At 45.1% G+C, this 16,516-nt stretch carries 15 protein-coding genes and 1 riboswitch; of the genes, 7 read left to right on the top strand and 8 right to left on the bottom strand.

Annotated features, from left to right (window positions below; genetic code table 11):
- Position 1 precedes the first annotated feature (1 nt).
- Positions 2-829, bottom strand: coding sequence for a sulfurtransferase (locus BC8716_RS02535; protein ID WP_094423787.1), 828 nt, complete (start codon positions 827-829; stop codon positions 2-4).
- 157 nt (positions 830-986) lie between these two features.
- Between BC8716_RS02535 and BC8716_RS02540 the strand changes: the two genes are divergently transcribed.
- From BC8716_RS02540 to BC8716_RS02550, 3 genes are all read left to right on the top strand, one after another.
- The gene (locus BC8716_RS02540) at positions 987-2,327 is read left to right on the top strand and encodes an APC family permease (protein WP_094423788.1); all 1,341 of its coding nucleotides are present in this window, start codon (positions 987-989) and stop codon (positions 2,325-2,327) included.
- 116 nt (positions 2,328-2,443) lie between these two features.
- The gene (locus tag BC8716_RS02545; protein ID WP_094423789.1) at positions 2,444-3,046 is read left to right on the top strand and encodes a M15 family metallopeptidase; all 603 of its coding nucleotides are present in this window, start codon (positions 2,444-2,446) and stop codon (positions 3,044-3,046) included.
- A 165-nt stretch (positions 3,047-3,211) separates the two neighbouring features.
- Positions 3,212-4,471, top strand: coding sequence for a helix-turn-helix domain-containing protein (locus tag BC8716_RS02550; protein WP_094423790.1), 1,260 nt, complete (start codon positions 3,212-3,214; stop codon positions 4,469-4,471).
- 135 nt (positions 4,472-4,606) lie between these two features.
- Here BC8716_RS02550 and BC8716_RS02555 read toward each other — a convergent pair whose 3' ends face one another.
- A complete protein-coding gene (locus tag BC8716_RS02555) occupies positions 4,607-5,749 on the bottom strand; it encodes an alkaline protease (protein ID WP_094423791.1) in 1,143 nt (380 codons plus the stop codon).
- Between the two features lie 182 nt (positions 5,750-5,931).
- Between BC8716_RS02555 and BC8716_RS22255 the strand changes: the two genes are divergently transcribed.
- Entirely contained in the window at positions 5,932-6,075 is a 144-nt protein-coding gene (locus BC8716_RS22255) for a hypothetical protein (RefSeq protein WP_157730336.1), read from the top strand.
- A 105-nt stretch (positions 6,076-6,180) separates the two neighbouring features.
- On the opposite strand, the gene hflX is transcribed toward BC8716_RS22255, so the two are convergent.
- Positions 6,181-7,455, bottom strand: a complete 1,275-nt coding sequence (gene hflX / locus BC8716_RS02560) for a GTPase HflX (protein ID WP_094423792.1) — start codon at positions 7,453-7,455, stop codon at positions 6,181-6,183.
- A 278-nt stretch (positions 7,456-7,733) separates the two neighbouring features.
- Positions 7,734-8,624: an alpha/beta fold hydrolase gene (locus BC8716_RS02565; RefSeq protein ID WP_094423793.1), complete on the bottom strand. Its 891-nt coding sequence runs from the start codon at positions 8,622-8,624 to the stop codon at positions 7,734-7,736.
- A 354-nt stretch (positions 8,625-8,978) separates the two neighbouring features.
- Between BC8716_RS02565 and BC8716_RS02570 the strand changes: the two genes are divergently transcribed.
- Positions 8,979-9,788 (top strand): TerC family protein, encoded by an 810-nt coding sequence (locus BC8716_RS02570; RefSeq protein ID WP_094423794.1) that lies wholly within the window; start codon positions 8,979-8,981, stop codon positions 9,786-9,788.
- A 132-nt stretch (positions 9,789-9,920) separates the two neighbouring features.
- Here the strand turns inward: BC8716_RS02570 and BC8716_RS02575 are convergent, their stop codons facing one another.
- A complete protein-coding gene (locus tag BC8716_RS02575; protein WP_094423795.1) occupies positions 9,921-10,946 on the bottom strand; it encodes a PTS sugar transporter subunit IIC in 1,026 nt (341 codons plus the stop codon).
- 177 nt (positions 10,947-11,123) lie between these two features.
- Positions 11,124-11,223, top strand: a riboswitch (TPP riboswitch).
- Between the two features lie 73 nt (positions 11,224-11,296).
- On the opposite strand from BC8716_RS02575, the gene tenA reads away from it, so the two are divergent.
- Positions 11,297-11,971 (top strand): thiaminase II, encoded by a 675-nt coding sequence (gene tenA / locus BC8716_RS02580; protein ID WP_094423796.1) that lies wholly within the window; start codon positions 11,297-11,299, stop codon positions 11,969-11,971.
- Between the two features lie 39 nt (positions 11,972-12,010).
- On the top strand, positions 12,011-12,538 hold the full coding sequence (locus tag BC8716_RS02585; RefSeq protein WP_094423797.1) for a DNA-3-methyladenine glycosylase I: 528 nt from the start codon (positions 12,011-12,013) through the stop codon (positions 12,536-12,538).
- A 58-nt stretch (positions 12,539-12,596) separates the two neighbouring features.
- On the opposite strand, the gene BC8716_RS02590 is transcribed toward BC8716_RS02585, so the two are convergent.
- The 3 genes from BC8716_RS02590 to BC8716_RS02600 are packed head-to-tail and all read right to left on the bottom strand — an operon-like array spanning position 12,597 to position 16,260.
- Entirely contained in the window at positions 12,597-13,298 is a 702-nt protein-coding gene (locus tag BC8716_RS02590) for a TasA family protein (RefSeq protein ID WP_094423798.1), read from the bottom strand.
- On the bottom strand, positions 13,298-13,828 hold the full coding sequence (locus BC8716_RS02595) for a signal peptidase I (protein WP_094423799.1): 531 nt from the start codon (positions 13,826-13,828) through the stop codon (positions 13,298-13,300). Before BC8716_RS02595 ends, BC8716_RS02590 begins: the two co-directional genes overlap by 1 nt.
- A 44-nt stretch (positions 13,829-13,872) precedes the next feature.
- A complete protein-coding gene (locus BC8716_RS02600; RefSeq protein WP_169715899.1) occupies positions 13,873-16,260 on the bottom strand; it encodes a S8 family serine peptidase in 2,388 nt (795 codons plus the stop codon).
- Positions 16,261-16,516: the final 256 nt, after the last annotated feature.

The following is a 16,516-nucleotide window of genomic DNA, read 5'->3' on the forward strand; positions in this document are numbered from 1 at the left end:
TTTATTGGCTTGGGTGGTCTGTCTCTACTGGATAACCGCTACGTGAAGACCAATCGCTCCAACTTCCTGCATATAGTGTCACCTGTTTAAAGCCTGCCCGCTTTAATGCAAGCACATTTGGACATGCGGAAATGCCTGAGCCGCAGTAGACAATTACTTCCTGATCACGAGGGAGGGCGGCAAAATGCTGCACTAGCTCCTCGGTGCTCTTCCAGTTTCCGTCCTGGCGCAGCACGCCGCTCCACGGAAAATTGAGTGCGCCTGGAATATGCCCGGCTTTTGGGTCAAGTGGTTCCTGTTCCCCTTGATAACGTTCTCTAGAGCGAGAGTCAACCAAAACAGCGCTTCCCAACTTATTTTTCACTTGTTCGGCTGTAACTAGCCAATCTTCCTTCACATGCGGCTCAAATCGCGCCTCATCTGGAAGCTTCACCTCATCCGTTGTCGGGTAGCCACTGTTCTTCCAAGCCTGAATCCCACCGTCAAGAATAGCGGCGTTGTTGTTGCCTAGAAATTCAAGCATCCACCATGCGCGCGCTGCCGCTATTCCTCCATTTTGGTCATCGTAAATAACGACTTTGCTGTCTTTTGATATGCCTTTTTTGGCAAACATCTGGGCCATGTCCTCTGGAGATGGCAGCGGATGGCGCCCTGCCCCTTGGATGCATTTGTCCGCCATTTCTTCGGACATATCGATAAATAGAGCGCCTGGCAAATGTTCTGCATGATAAGCCTGTTTTCCCTTCTTTTCATCAAATAAATCAAAACGAGCATCAAGGACGATGACTTCGCCAAGCCTGTCATAAAGCCATTTAGGCGTTACAATCATGTGCACTCCTCCCTTTTCTATCCATCATACCAAAGAACAATCCCAAAATGAAAAATGTGAATGTAAATAGCAGAATGTGGTTCTGGCGAAATGGACTATTGCACTCTCGTTTGCTAAGCCGTACAATGAAGTGTACATTTTTTTGGGGGTGGTTCCTTTGGAGAAAGAACAGCAGTTAAAGCGTACGCTTACGCTGGTACCGCTGCTCGTCATTGGCCTTGCCTATATGGACCCGCTAGTCGTCTTTGATACGTACGGCGTGGTCGCGCAACTCACTCAAGGCCATGTAGCAACATCATACTTGTTTACAATCGCAGCACTACTTTTAACCGCTTATAGCTATGGACGAATGGTTCAAGCCTTTCCAAAAGCGGGCTCAGCGTATACGTATGCGCAACAAAGCATCCATCCAAATGTTGGTTTTGCTGCTGGTTGGTCTTTGCTTCTTGATTACTTGTTTCTGCCTATGGTCAATTTTGCAATTGGCATGGCTTATTTAAACGCCGCTTTTCCAGAAGTTCCCGCTTTTATTTGGGTCGTTATTTTAGCAGCGGCGATTACAACCGTCAATATTCTCGGCATACAGTTAACTGCAAATATAACAGGGTTATTCGTCGCGTTCCAAGTTCTAGTTGCTGCCGTATTTGTTGTTTTTATGATTCGTGGTTTGATGAATGGCTTAGGCACTGGCGAGCTATTATCGCCTGTGCCCTTTTTTAGTGAAACATTCGCATTCCAAACCGCTTTTACAGGTGCTTCCATTCTTTGCTTTTCCTTTTTAGGGTTTGATGCGATCTCGACTTTGTCAGAGGAAACGAAGAATCCAAAAAAAACAGTCCCACTGGCGATTGTACTAGTTGTCTTAATTGGAGGCGCATTGTTTGTAGCCGTTTCTTACTTGCTGCAGCTTGTTTATCCCAATTACGATGCTTTCATATCTGCCGAAGCGGCATCTCTGGAAATCGCCCAGTACGTCGGGGGCGCATTTATGCACGCCTTCTTCCTTGCTGGAACAATGGTTGCTGTGGTCTCATCCTCCATGTCTTCCCATGCCAGTGCTTCAAGGCTGCTATTCGCAATGGGGCGGGATAATACATTGCCTAAGCGCTTTTTCGGCTATGTTCATCCGCGTTTTAAAACGCCCACGTTTAACATTGTCCTAATTGGCATTCTTTCCTTAACCGCCATTTTTGGCGAACTGGAAATCATATACTCATTCATTAGTTTTGGAGCGCTTATTGGTTTTATTAGCGTAAACGCATCAGTCGTGTTCCATTACTATATTCGCGAAAAGCGTCGTTCCCTTAAAGGAACAGTGGCAAATTTGCTGTTGCCAGCGTTAGGAGCAGCATTTTGCATTTGGTTGCTTTATTCCATTGATAGACACGCATTAACGATCGGCTTTATCTGGACAATACTTGGGCTTATTTATTTTCTTATACGTCGAAAAACCAGTCCAAATTTCACAGCAGACGCTGCCAACCGCCATAAGGAATGAACTGGGGAATTTCCCCTAGCCTGCTAGTTCTATAAGGCGATCGCCTCGCTTGCCTTTCCGCCAGTCTGGTTTGTACCATAAACGGAAAGAGTTAGCGTCTGGAAGGGGGGCATTTTGTGCGGGCATTTTTACGATTGCTGCTGTTTTTGGTGATCTGCATCGGCCTTGTTTTCATTGCTGGCTTTGTCTCAAGAACAGGTTGGTTCAACGGTTTGTTTCAACCTTCTCTTACGGCAACAAACAATACAGAAGTCAAAATAGAAGAGATTGTCCCTGCAGACGGGCTTCACCCAGTTGTAGCTGACTATACGGAAAAGTTGATTGAAGAAGCAGGGGCAATTGGTATCTCGATCCTGATTACAGACGGTTACCGCACTCCCGAAGAACAAGATCGCCTCTACCAAAAAGGACGCGACCAAAATGGGCGTATTGTCACGAATGCAAAAGGCGGTCAGTCTTACCACAATTTTGGCCTTGCTATTGACTTCGCCCTTTTAGATGAGGACGGCGAACCTTTATGGGACATCGCTTATGACGGCAACAAAAACGGCGAACTGGATTGGTTTGAAGTCGCAGAATTGGCGAAAGAACTTGGTTTTGAATGGGGAGGAGATTGGGCAAATTTCACCGATTACCCACACTTGCAAATGACATTCGGCTATTCAATTGAAGAATTGCAACATGCCCAAATTGAGTTTGAAGAAAGCGAGCTTCCTTAACGTAAAGGATCTCGCTTTTTTTGAATACACTCTTAGTTAGGCTGATTATTTTCACTCAATTTGCAGGAATTTAAATATTATTGGCGAATAAAGTATATATAAAATTAAACATTTTGCTTCTTATAAATAGGTTAACGATACTTATACAAAGTGGGTTGATGAAACGTGGAGTTAGGCAAAACAATCAAATACTACCGAATTAAGCATAATATGACACAGGCAGAACTCGCTGATGGTATTTGCTCCATTCCACACCTTAGCAAAATTGAAAACAACATCTATAAGGCCAACCATGCTACAGCTTCCCTCTTGCTTGACCGGCTTGGCGTCAATATAGAAGATGAATATGCCCAACACAACGAGATTAAGCAGTCGCTGGAAGCCTTTATTGAAGCGATACAATTTGTGGATGTACAGGAAGCAAAACGGATTCAAAAAATATTAGTCGAGAAGGAATTTATCATTGCCCGAACGGATTACATTAATACGTACCATTTATACATGATGCGCTACCACTTGATGAACGGAGCGAACCACCTTGCCCAAGAACAGCGAGCCATCTTAGATAAAAACCGCACGAATTTGTCCGCGATCGAAGAACTGTCTTACCGTCTGTTCAATGGCATCCTCCTAGTAAACCGCAACCGCTTAAAGGAAGCAAAAGAAATTTTGCTTGACTTGCAAAGTGAAGACTATTCTTCCAAATACATTTTTGTCCGTGAAGTCGCTTTCGTGCTTGCACAGTGTTTTACACAGCTAAATGAGCCGGAAAAAGCAATCATTTATGCAAAAGAGGCGCTTCAAATTTTTAAGCAAGAGGACAATTACATTCGCGCTTTTCACACGCAAATGTTGCTAGGGGTCAATTATACACAAATGAATATGACAGAGGAATCCCTTCGCCTCTATAAAATCCTTTTGCGAAACACACGCTTGTTTAGCCGCGACACGCTCTATTACCAAGCAATGTACAATTACGGCGTCTTGCTTAAAAAAATTGGCAACTATGAACAAAGCCATGAATGTTTTACGAAATGCAGCGCTTATTACGACAAAGACAGCCAAAATTACGTATTCAGCCTTCTCGCAGACATCGAAGTTCTCTTCCAGTTGAAAACGGACAAAAAACAAATTGAATCAAAATTAAATGAAATTATTGAAATTAGTGCAAAACGTGGGTACAAACGCTCTGAGCTTCAAGCCCGCTACTATGCGCACCGCTTAAAAGCCGACGATGCGATGTACAACTTTATCGAACAGGAACTGCTCCCTCATCTCGATAAGCTTGATAATAAAGAAGAACCAGTCCACTATGCAATTGAGCTGGCGCAATGGTACCAGAAAAACGGAGAGTACGAAAAAGCAAACGAATACTTAAATAAATATGCCATGAAAGTCAAAAGACGTGAATTTTCCATTGTATAGCGATAAGACCTGCGAGCGTAAAGAGCTTTAAACAGCCCTTTACGCTCGATTTTTGAGACCTGCGATCTGTTCTCTTTTTCGATTCATACACAAAAAAACGCTGTGCCCTTTAACCGCACAGCGTTTTTTTATTGATTAGCGTGTTGCCGCTTCTGCATTGACAAGTCCGCTTCCATACAAGTTCGTGCTTCCTAAGCTCGTTGCCGTATTCTTTAGATGATTGCGGATTTGTACATTGGACCAAGATGGGTTCTTTTGTTTAACAAGGGCTGCTGCACCTGCAACATGAGGAGTAGCCATCGATGTACCGTTTAAGCTGGCATACGTTGAACCTGGGTATGTGCTCTGCACGTTTACACCTGGTGCGACAATGTCAAGCCCTGCGCCATACTGTGAAAAGCTGGCGCGGTTGTTGTTTTGGTCAGTAGCTCCGACTGCCATTGCGTTCGCATAACGGGCCGGATAGCTGATTGAGCCTGCACCTGAATTCCCAGATGCCGCTACAACAAGAACGCCTCTAGAAGTCGCGCTATTAACAGCTTGCTCAAGTGTGGCACTTGGCGAAGGGCTTCCTAAACTCAAATTAGCAACGTGCATGCCATTGTTCCCTGCCCATTCCAATCCTTGGGCAATCGAGCTGACCGAACCTGAACCGCTCGCCCCTAATACTTTAACAGCGTATAGTTCCGCGCTCGGCGCTACGCCAAGAACGCCAATCGAATTGTTTAAAGCAGCAATCGTCCCGGCCACATGCGTGCCATGCCCATTCCCATCTTGAGTGGATGGTTCCCCTGGTACAAAGCTAGCGCCACCACGAATATTTAAGTCTGGATGAGTGGAAATACCTGTATCGAGGACAGCAACTTTTACACCAGAACCTGTCAATCCACGGTTATGGGCAGCTGGGGCTTGCACACGGCTAATTCCCCATGGCACTGATTGCGCCATTGTCGTTACTTCTGCATCCTCTTCAATATAAGAAATCGCTGGATCGAGTTCAAGCGCGTCCACATCTTCTGGGCTTAACTCAACGGATAAAACAGGAATCGTTTCAAATTCATGAAGCAATTCAATTTCGACTTCCTCTTCCTCAGAGAGAATGGCGACCTCGTCATTTGCCTCTACTTGTTCTACAAACTCACTGACAGCTTCCTGCTCATTAAAGCCAATTAAATATTTTTCTTTTGCTTCTTCAGCAGCCGATGCGATCGATGAACTAAAAGCAACAGAAATGAGTAGTGCGGTGCTTGCGACAATTTTCCCCAACGGTTTCTTCATTCGGTTCCCTCCTCATTTTTATACCAACTTGTCCAAGCTGGTAGTTTAAACGTATCAAAGTTAGAAAGATTTGCCTATTGGGAAACAAATATTAACGTTAAGTTAACTGAATCTTCTCACTTCGTTTTTGATTAAAACGGTTTCAAGTGGGGAAAGCTACAAATAAAAGGAGGTTGATGGGTATGGAAACTGTCCACAAACCAGCCAGTACAGAACGAAAAAGACTGCGCTTAAATACGCGGCTTTCTAAACATATTCTCACTTACAGCGACTGGTACGACTCGGCGACAATTGAACGTGCGAAAACGGATTTAAAAAACGCGTAACAGGCAAGATGATCTTTGTCGTAAAACAGCGAAACAAGTGTTCATCTGTCTACCATAGTCGCCAAAAAGCCATTTGAACAAGAAGCATTCAAATGGCTTTTTTCATTATCGTTCTTTTGAAACACAGTAGCTTTCAACCCGTTTTAAGTCTCGTTCATGCAAATCGGCAACGATATGCCAGCCGTCCTCCTCAGCACGCTGTGTGTGGACATGGGCATGGTTGTTTAAATAAGCAGCCGCCTCCCCGTCACGATAAGGAATGATGAACAGATGTTTTTCAAAATCTTGAAAAACATAGCTTGCTATTTTCTGTGCTAATAAATCAAGCCCTTGTTTAGCCTTAGCTGATATAAACAGCTCGTCGCCATGCGCTTGAGGAAACGCGTCTTTCACTTGATCCATTTTGTTGTAAACATAAATCATCGGGCGATCGATTTCCATTGCCTGGAGTGTTTCATTTGTCGTCTTTGCCATTTCGCGATGGCGTTCATTTGAATAATCGACGACATGCAGTAGCAAATCGGCTTCCCGAGCTTCTTCCAATGTTGAGCGGAATGCTTTAACGAGGTGTGTTGGCAATTTAGAGACAAAGCCAACCGTATCCGCCAATAAAACAGAATGGTTTTTGTCAAGTTCCACTTTACGCACAGACGTATCAAGAGTGGCAAACAACATATCTTTTTCCAACACTCGCTTTTCCTCGGCATCGTCCAACAGCGCATTCAGCAGCGAAGATTTCCCTGCATTTGTATAGCCAACTAAGGCAACGACCGGCATCGCTTGTTTTTTCCGGCGTTTGCGCTGTAACTCGCGTCGTTTGACAACGTCTTCCAGCTCTTTTTCCAACGCATGAATACGTGTTTCAATTTTACGACGATCGAGCTCCAACTTTGTTTCCCCGGCGCCGCGGTTGGCCAAGCCAGTGCCGCTGCCGCCTTGCCTGCTTAATGAAGCGCGCATGCCGACGAGCCTTGGCAACAAATAGCGGAGCCGCGCCATTTCTACTTGGAGTTGAGCTTCTTTCGTCTTCGCCCTTTCGCCAAAAATATCTAAAATCAACATGGTCCGATCATAAACGGTTACTTCCAGCAATTTTTCAAGATTGCGGATTTGTGAAGGTGAGAGCTCGTCATTAAACACGACGAGCGTAGCCCCAAGCGATTCACACATCATGGAAAGCTCAGACGCTTTGCCAGCACCAATATACGTCGCTTGATTTGGTACAGGCAGCTTTTGTGTGAGCTGTCCGACAACCTGCAAATCAAGCGCATCGGCCAAATTGTTCAATTCTTCCATCGAATAGTGGAAATCCGTGTCTTTTTGCAACTCCACACCAACAATAATCGTTGGTTGTGTCGTTTGTCTCAATTGTTCATGCATATAATAAATCCTCCAGTTGTTATGTCTATTTTGATTCTACTAGGCATAACAAAATACACACGCCTAAAAAGCCTGTGTGGGCAAACAAGGGTATTTAATTTAAGGTTCGGCCTTCATTACTTAGACGCACCTTTCCCGTTTACACTGGTACACAGCTAGCAGTATTCAGTTAGCGGCCTTGGCAATCGTCTTTGTAATGATCATGATAAAAACCTCCCTTAAGATAACACATGTATCGTACCAGACTGATCGCCAAAACGCAACGGCGTGGCACAGCTTCACACTGGCCAAAGCCGCTTTTTTTGTTTTTGTAAATGCTCAAGCATGAGATGATTCACGATTTCAGGATGCTCATGGTGGAGCCAATGGGTAGCTCCATCTACTAACACAGCATCGCCATTGCTGCACCTTTTCAAGCTTGCTTGCGCGAGCGCTTTTCCTAAAAACAGGTCATTCGCTCCCCAAATGATCCTTGTCGGCACAGAGACCGGCAGATCAAGCTCGGTCTTCCTGTCTAACCCTTGGAAACGGACGGCACGATACCAATTAAGCATTCCTTTCAGCGCTCCTGGCTGCCGCCAAGCTGTTTTATAGTGGCGCAATTCCGCCTTTGTAAAAGCCCGCTCATTGGCTGTTTTCGTCATTCCAGCTTCCAAGTAGGCAAAATCCCTGGCGGCAAGCAGCTTTTCTGGGGCATAGGGCACTTGGAAAAACAGCATATATGCGCTGCGGAACAGCTGCAATGGCCGCTTCATTAAAGCAACACGCATATCGGCTGGATGGGGAATATTAATAGCGACAAGCTTTTTCACAACTTCTGGCTTCGAGGCAGCTAGATGCCAAGCAACCGCCCCTCCCCAATCATGACCGATTAAATAAGCCTGTTTCCGCCCAAACGCTTTAATAAACGCTACACAGTCATCACGAAGGACATCGAGCGTGTAAGCTTTGATGTCTCTAGGCTTATCGGACTGGTTATAGCCACGCTGGTCTGGCACAATGACGCGGTATCCTGCTCTTGCCAATGCATTGATTTGGTGGCGAAATCCATACCAAAACTCAGGAAATCCATGCAGCAAAAGGACCAGTTCTCCATCTTCTTGTCCAGCGGAGACGATGTGAAACGTGTGGCCCCCTGTTTCAACGATGTGATGTTTGTATTTTTCCAACCTGAATCACACCTTTCTCTTATAGTTCATGTTTACCCAAGTGCAGGCTTATTCATGCCCTGCCCATTCTATTTTTTAAAAAGGCTTGACGTTTCTATTAATCTTCACGTATACTAACGTTAATTGCATAACATTCCTTCAAAGGGGAGTAGCTGCAAGTTATTTACATAACTTGAACCAAAGTCGTCATTACGTGGATTTCCACCGGCTTTGTTGTTGGCATGATACATAAATGTCTAGCAAGACCTTTGCCTCGTTTTTAAAACCAAGGCAGAGGTCTTTTTTGTGCATTTTTCCTCTCTTTGGTGAAAACGAGCTGGAGTGGACATTAACTAAAGAGAGGCGAGTGGAGCGATGGATGTATCATTACTTTTAGAGTACAGCTGGGTGCTTGTTGTGCTTATTGCATTAGAAGGTGTATTGGCGGCTGATAATGCGCTAGTTTTAGCGATTATGGTCAAACATTTGCCTGAGAAAGAACGTAAAAAAGCGCTCTTTTACGGTTTGGCTGGCGCGTTTGTTTTTCGGCTAGGTTCGTTGTTCATCATTTCTTTTCTTGTCGACATTTGGCAAGTTCAAGCAATTGGTGCCGCGTACCTATTATTTATTGCGCTCAACCATTTATACCGAAAACATATTGTCAAAAAAAGCGAGGAGAAGGCCGGCATTGCGAAAGCCAAAAAAGGAAGCGGCTTCTGGACGACTGTGTTAAAAGTCGAAGTCGCCGACATCGCCTTTGCAGTTGATTCGATTTTAGCTGCCGTTGCCTTGGCCACCGCTTTAACACCAACTAATCTCGGCACGGTTGGCAGTATGGACATCGGCCAATTCATTGTCGTCTTTCTTGGCGGTTTCATCGGCCTCTTAATCATGCGCTTTGCAGCTACAAAATTTGTTGCATTGCTCGAGAAACGGCCTGGCCTCGAAACGGCCGCATTTATCATTGTCGGCTGGGTTGGCGTCAAATTGACGGTGCAAGTGCTTGCCCATGATGCGATTGCATGGATCCCACACGAATTCCCACATTCAACGGGCTGGAAGCTCTTTTTCTACGGCGTTTTAGTTCTTATTGTCATCGCCGGATGGTTCTTATCGAGCAAACCACAAGATGGCGAACAAGCAGCGCAGTCAGAAAAACGAGCCGAACGGAAAATTGAAGGATAAGAAAAAGACAAAGCTCAGTTTTCATACTGAGCTTTGTCTTTTATTTCAACGACAGCCTCGGCTGACTATCATTAAGTCTATGTTTTGTGGGCCGTGATCCATTCGTTTAGCCTGAAGGTACCTTCTTCTCCATTATTGCAATTTAATATGCAAATCGCCTATTTTCGCCCAGCCAACCCGTTTGATTAGCTCATATAACGCCAACGAAATGATCCCTGGCAAAATGATGCCTGTGCCTATAAAAATGAACAAACCTGTTATTCCTTGTGTGGAAAAAATCGTAATCGGCGCAATCAAAGAATTCAAGCCTAAACCAGCAAGCTCATACGAAACTTGGAACTGAAAGGCGAGTGAAGCAATTGGAGCGCAAATAATTGCTGCGGCAAACGGAGGCAAACAGAGGCGCGGGTTTTTAATTAAATTGGGAAACTGGACTTTTGGCGTGACAAGCCCTTGGGCAAGTAAGGCGCCAGCATCGTTTTGTTTCCAAGACATAAGTGTGAAACCGACAAACTGGGCTGTGCAACCAATTAATGCTGCACCACTTGAGATCGGGTCCATTTGCAAAGCAATCGCAAGTGCGGCTGATGAAGCAGGCGTCATAAGCAATATGCTCCATGTGAGAGCGATGGCCATTGGAGCGAGAATAGGCGATCCTTGTACAGACGTAGCCAGTTGTGCGCTTATCCATTCTAGCATCGGTGTCGTCACGGCTGCCATCACAAGCCCTACAAGCCCGCCAACAAAGATACCGGAGAAAGGAATCGCCATCATATCCAGTTTCGTCTTTCCTGTTAGTCGTTTGCCGACATAAGTTGCTGCGACTGCTGCAATAACAGCGCTCACAGGTTGTCCTGATGCGAGAACTGGCAACCCTTCGACAAAGCGGATTGCATTGCCGCCCACCGTACTAGAAGCCATAGCCGCATAAATGACGAGCGTGTTTCCTCCTAGCTGATAAGCGATGCCGGCGCCAATTGCTGGAGCGAGAAGAATTTTAGTAATGGAGCCAATTGTGACAAACGCACTCCAACCGAAAATATTGCCGAAAGATTCAAACAAAAGCCCAATACCTAACGTAACAAGCACTGCATTGGCAACCCCCGCAGATGCTTTATACATCCGATCAATTACGTATGATTTCATGCTGTCTCCCATCCTTACAATATTTCATTTATCTGTCTATTTTTAGTCTACGAAGCATCATAACACCTTCTAGCTTGCCTGGCAAATGATTTTTTTGCCAGAGTGCCACATACTGTTAACAGCTATTCAATCTCGAAATCTAGTCAAAATCGCATTTGCACTTTGTCTGAAGATATGTTTCACTTTAAGAAGAACCACTAGGGGAGCCGTCTGGCTGAGAAAAGCGCTGCTTTGACCCTTTGAACCTGATCTGGCTTGTACCAGCGTAGGGAAGTGGAGAACAATTGCTTATTCATGTAAAGCAACTCTCCTTTCTTTGCGGCAGGCATCCCTTTGTGGAAAAAAAGGAGGAGACGATTTTTATGAGTTTTACTGCCGAACTTCGCAAAACCGCCGACCCGATTTACAAAGCCATTTTTAGCCATCCGTTTGTACAAGGTATTGGCAAAGGCTCGTTGCCCGCAGATTCCCTTATTCACTATGTCAAACAAGATTTTGAATACTTAAATACGTTTATGCAAATATACGGCATTGCTATTAGCCGGTGCGATAACCGCGAAGATATCGCGATGTTCGCGGAACAAATCGGCTTTATTTTGCATAGTGAAACACACCCCCACCATAATTTTTGCGAGGTGGCAGGCGTCCGCTATGAAGATTTGCAATATGAGCCTCTCGCCCCGACTGCCCACCACTATACACGCCACATGCTTGATGTTGCCCACCGTGGTTCTCTCGCCGAAATATTGGCTGTGCTTCTGCCTTGCCCGTGGACATACCAAGCGATCGGCGACTATTTGTACGAAACGTTTCAGCCAAAAGCGAACCATCCATTTTTCGACTGGATTTCCTTTTACCGCTCAAACGGAGAAATGGGTGTAACGAAACAATTTTGTAAGCGCCTCGACGAGCTTGCGGCACATGCTACCGAACAAGAAAAAGAACGGATGCAAGACCATTTTTTAAAAAGCTGTCAATTAGAATATAGTTTCTGGGAAATGGCTTATGTAAAAGAAAAATGGCCGGTTGCTTATTAACAGCTGCTCCGGCTTAATCGTTCAAACGAGGAGGTTCCTATGCCAAAGCGTTGTGGTTGGGTAAGTGACAGCCCCCTCTACGAGCACTACCATGATAGCGAATGGGGGCGCCCTACTTATGACGACCAACAGCTATTTGAAATGCTTATGTTAGAGCTAATGCAATCAGGATTAAGCTGGCTAACTGTCTTAAAAAAACGAGATGCGCTCCGAACAGCATTCGCTAGCTTTAACTGGGAGTCATTGGCCCGTTTTACAGAAGAAGATGTGGCGCGCTTAAAAGAAATGAAAGCGATCATTCGCCATGAAGGAAAAATCCGTGCCGTTCTTACAAATGCGGCTGTAGCTCGTAAACTTGCAAACGAGCATGGCTCCTTTGCCCGTTTTATCTGGTCCTTTGCTCCAAATAAACAGGACAACCTTTCCGAACAAGCTATAGCGCTCAGCAAAGCGTTAAAATCTGCTGGTATGGCCTTTGTTGGGCCAACCACTTGCCAGTCTTTTATGGAAGCTGCTGGCTTAGTCAACAGCCATGAACAAGGCTGCTACCTTTATCAACCAGTCTAAGTTAGTAGACAACAAAAAATAGGTTGTCGGCAAATGCCGACAACCTCCACTGACTAAATTATTTCGCGCCTTGGTCTGTTTGCTTGGCTAATACTTCAAGTGAAGCAGTATAAACAGCTCCTTGGTATTCATTGCCTGCATTCTCGTCTAATTTCACGCCAAAATTAAGATCAATGTATTGGCCTTCATCCAATTGCCAAAATTCGTTGTCAGGTCCTTGCAAGCTGCCATCGCCAAGCACAAACTGATCAGCATTTTCGTCATAAGCTTGTTCATCAATTAAGACAGCTACAACTTCAACGCCATTTGCCTCGGCCGTATGTGAAAAAGACTGAACTTCATTAGTAATGCCATTAAACAATTGGTCTAACTTATATTGTGCATCTTCATACACATCCCTGCCTGGCGTTGTTGTATACTTAATCGCAATGTAGCCAACTTTATACGCATCGATGGGTACATTCAAGTCGACAGAGTGGTCATAGGTTGCTTGCAAATGAGTGTCGAGGGTGCCTGTATTTTCAATTGAGAGCCAATCGCCAAAAATTAGCTGTGAAGGAGCAAAACTTTCCGCTTGGACGATGTTGCCGTCAATGTCCTCGCCATGGTTAATTTCCAGCGTTCCATTTTTAATTTCCCCAGTAGCAGACGTTTCCCCTGTAAACCATGAAAACGACCCTCCTGAGCCGAGAACAATAACTAACGCTCCTACAAAAGCTGTAGCGATCATGGCTAATTTCAATGATTTTACCTTTTTCATCAAGAAGCCTCCTTACGTTTTTTTTGGATGGTTTCGTAGAACGATAACAGCAAATACCCAGCAATCGGCACGACAATCAACAAACCATAACCAATTGGTTGATTGATTTTTTCAGCAACTAAACCCACTTTAGGAATGGTGAACATATGGGTGCCGACAATTTGTTCTTTTACGATTGGGTCTTCGTCTACAACGTTGTTGTTATCGCCTTGCGTCTTATAATACGTCTTTCCATTGCTTTCAAACTTCTCAATAATCCGGTGTGTGAACAAGCGCCGTTCAGGAGCCATAAACGTTACAACATCGCCAATGCTAGGCTCCTCATTCTTTTTCATGATGACCACATCTCCGGCGGAAAATGTCGGCTCCATGCTGTTGGACAAGATGGTATAGCTTGTCCAGCCAAACAGCTCAGGTCCTCTGCCGTCACTGCCCTTTCCTTGAAGGACAAAAAAGAGAACGAGGAAGAACAAAAACGATGCAATCCCGGTAATCGCCAATTTTCCGATTGTTATCCACATGTTGACCATAAATAAACCAGCTTCCTCAAAAAAAGGGGATCCCCCCTTCTTTATTAAGATGCAAAATCGAAAGCATAGACAGGCGTGCCAATTGGTTGCGCAACCAATGCTTCTTCTGAAACATACGTGCCAAACGGAATTCGATATACTTCACTTTGGTCAGCGACGTTTGTCAACGTCATATACCCTCCGTACAACCCTTCTGCTGCCGTTTTCGGTGCAATGAGAAAGGCATTGTTCTCGACTGTCTCGCCTGCTGGCACCGTAATCGTTGAATTGGTTTGCAGAGTAAGGCCATTCTCTCCGGCAGGAAGCGTTCCATTGGCAGTGTGGAAGGATGCATGTACATTGAATGTCTTTGCTTCAGTACCGCTATTTGTCAAGCGTAGGCTGTGACGTTCCCGGATATTGCCTGCATCCGTACTAACGAAACCAAAGCTTAATCCACCTGTTTTGTCTTGAATTAAGGCCAAAAGGTCATCCTCTACATGGTAACTGTCAATTGATGCCTGGATCATGACTGTTGATTCAATCGCAGCAACCGGGTTGATTCGACCGGCCCCTATTTCAAACACATTGTATTCCTCTGTCATTGGTACAGCCGTATTCATTAATTTGGTTTTGATGTCCGCAGGTGTCTGTTCTGGATTGGCTTGAATCATGAGTGCCGCAACCCCGGCCACGTGAGGGGAGGCCATCGACGTACCTGAAGAGCGTCGATAAGCAAACTCATAATCGCCAGTGAACTCCGGTCCTGCCATATAGCTTGGTACGGTAGAATGGACATCGACCCCAGGGGCAACAACTTCCGGTTTAATTGCCGCTGTGTAGTTGACCGGCCCCCGTGAACTAAAATCGGCTAGCAAATCACCGGTCGTCACGCTTCCACTCATTTCGCCAAATGTTACTGTTGCCCCGTCTTCCAATAATGAAGCGATCGCCTCTCCGTCCTCATAAGTTAAAGAAAAACTAGGGACATAGTTGTGGCCCGCACCAGCATAGATCGGATTATGGCCATCCCCTGGAAGATTGTTATAAATAATGATTGCCTCTGCTCCTGCTGCTTTAGCGTTTGCAATTTTATCAACAAATGCAAGTTCGCCACGAATTACAAAAGCGACTTTTCCGCTTACGTCTACTTGTTCAAATTCTGCAACGGTACCAAGCCCGGCATCAACTAGCTCAAGCGTTTGGTTGCTGAAATCCTCTAGGTTGCCTGTAAACGATTCGGCAATGACACGGAGGTCGCCTGTCAGCTCTTCCTCTCCTAATTGATACGTACTCGAAAATTCAGGGATCGTAAGAGAAACATTGCTTGCCCCTACAGAAATAGGCAATGCTGCTGCCCCAGGAGCGCCTACTGTGCCGAGCCCATTACGGCCATTGTTTCCAGCTGATGTCACAACCGTCACTCCAGCCAAGGTAGCATTGTTTGTTGCTATGCTCGTCGGTGCTATTGGATCGTTGGCATTGTTTCCGAGTGATAGATTGATCACATCCATGCCATCCATTACGGATTGCTCAATGCCAGCAATGACATCAGCCGTTGTTCCGGAGCCATACGGGCCGAGGACACGATAGGCATACAAATCGACTTCAGGGGCGACGCCAGTGACAGCATATTCTGAATCATTTTCTGCTGTTCCTGCCACTGTACCGGAGACATGTGTGCCATGGCTCGTATAGTATGAGTTTCCATTTGCATTAAATTCTGGCATTCCTGAGTTTTGCCAGTCCTCATAAGTCGCTTCCATTGGGTCGTCATCATCGTCAACAAAGTCATAACCGCCTTTGTATACAGCTTTTAAATCAGGATGTTCGTAGTCAATGCCTGTATCAATAACGCCGACTTTTACACCTGCTCCTGTCAGCCCTTGCTCATGGAGCTCATGAACACCGAGGAAAGGAATGCTGTCCACCATCATTGCTTCCACAGGCTCATCAATGGCCTTTTCCTCCACAGGCTTAATTAACTCAACCACATCATTGCTATAAATTGCTTTTACGCCTTCACGTTCAAGCAACTCTTCCACTTTGTTAGCTGGCAAGTTTACAGAAACTCCATTAAAAATGGTCGTATATTCCCGTTCTACATAAGAAGAAGCACTCTCGGGCGTATCTAGCACATCCGCCAATGTTTCTTTAAATTGCTCGTGCGATTCTTCTACATTTTCCCGTGCTTCTTCCTCTGTCAAATCGTCTTCAAGCTCTTTCGAAACAGCAAGGGCCACTTGTTCTGGAAGTTCATCTAACTCGACAATAACCGAAACGTCTTCTTTACTGGCCAAATCAATCTCATCAGCTAAAAAGAGCGATTGTGCCTCGGCCCTTTCAGCGATTGCCAACTGGGGCGCAACCGGTACAGAGCTTGCCGCCATACAAAGGGACAGCGCACTCATGTACATCGTTTTTCGGCCGCTTAACGTACGCGCTTTCTTCAAATAAAAACACCCTTTCTGAATCTTTTTGTCGTGCATAACCGAATTATATCGAAAATGCAGAAAACAACAACAAAATTCATAGGGCTTTTGTCCATTCAAGAAATCGGCATTTATGCGAGAAAATAGAACCATTTTTCCATTTATAGACTCCAGAAAAGACTGTGCCAATACCTTTTTCTATTTTCCCAACTCATCTTCAATTTTTAACTGAAAGAAAAAAACAAGCCTTTATCCCTATTTTTAAAACACGGTCAAT

The sequence above is a fragment of the Shouchella clausii genome, from assembly GCF_002250115.1.
In the GTDB taxonomy this organism is placed as follows: domain Bacteria; phylum Bacillota; class Bacilli; order Bacillales; family Bacillaceae_D; genus Shouchella; species Shouchella clausii.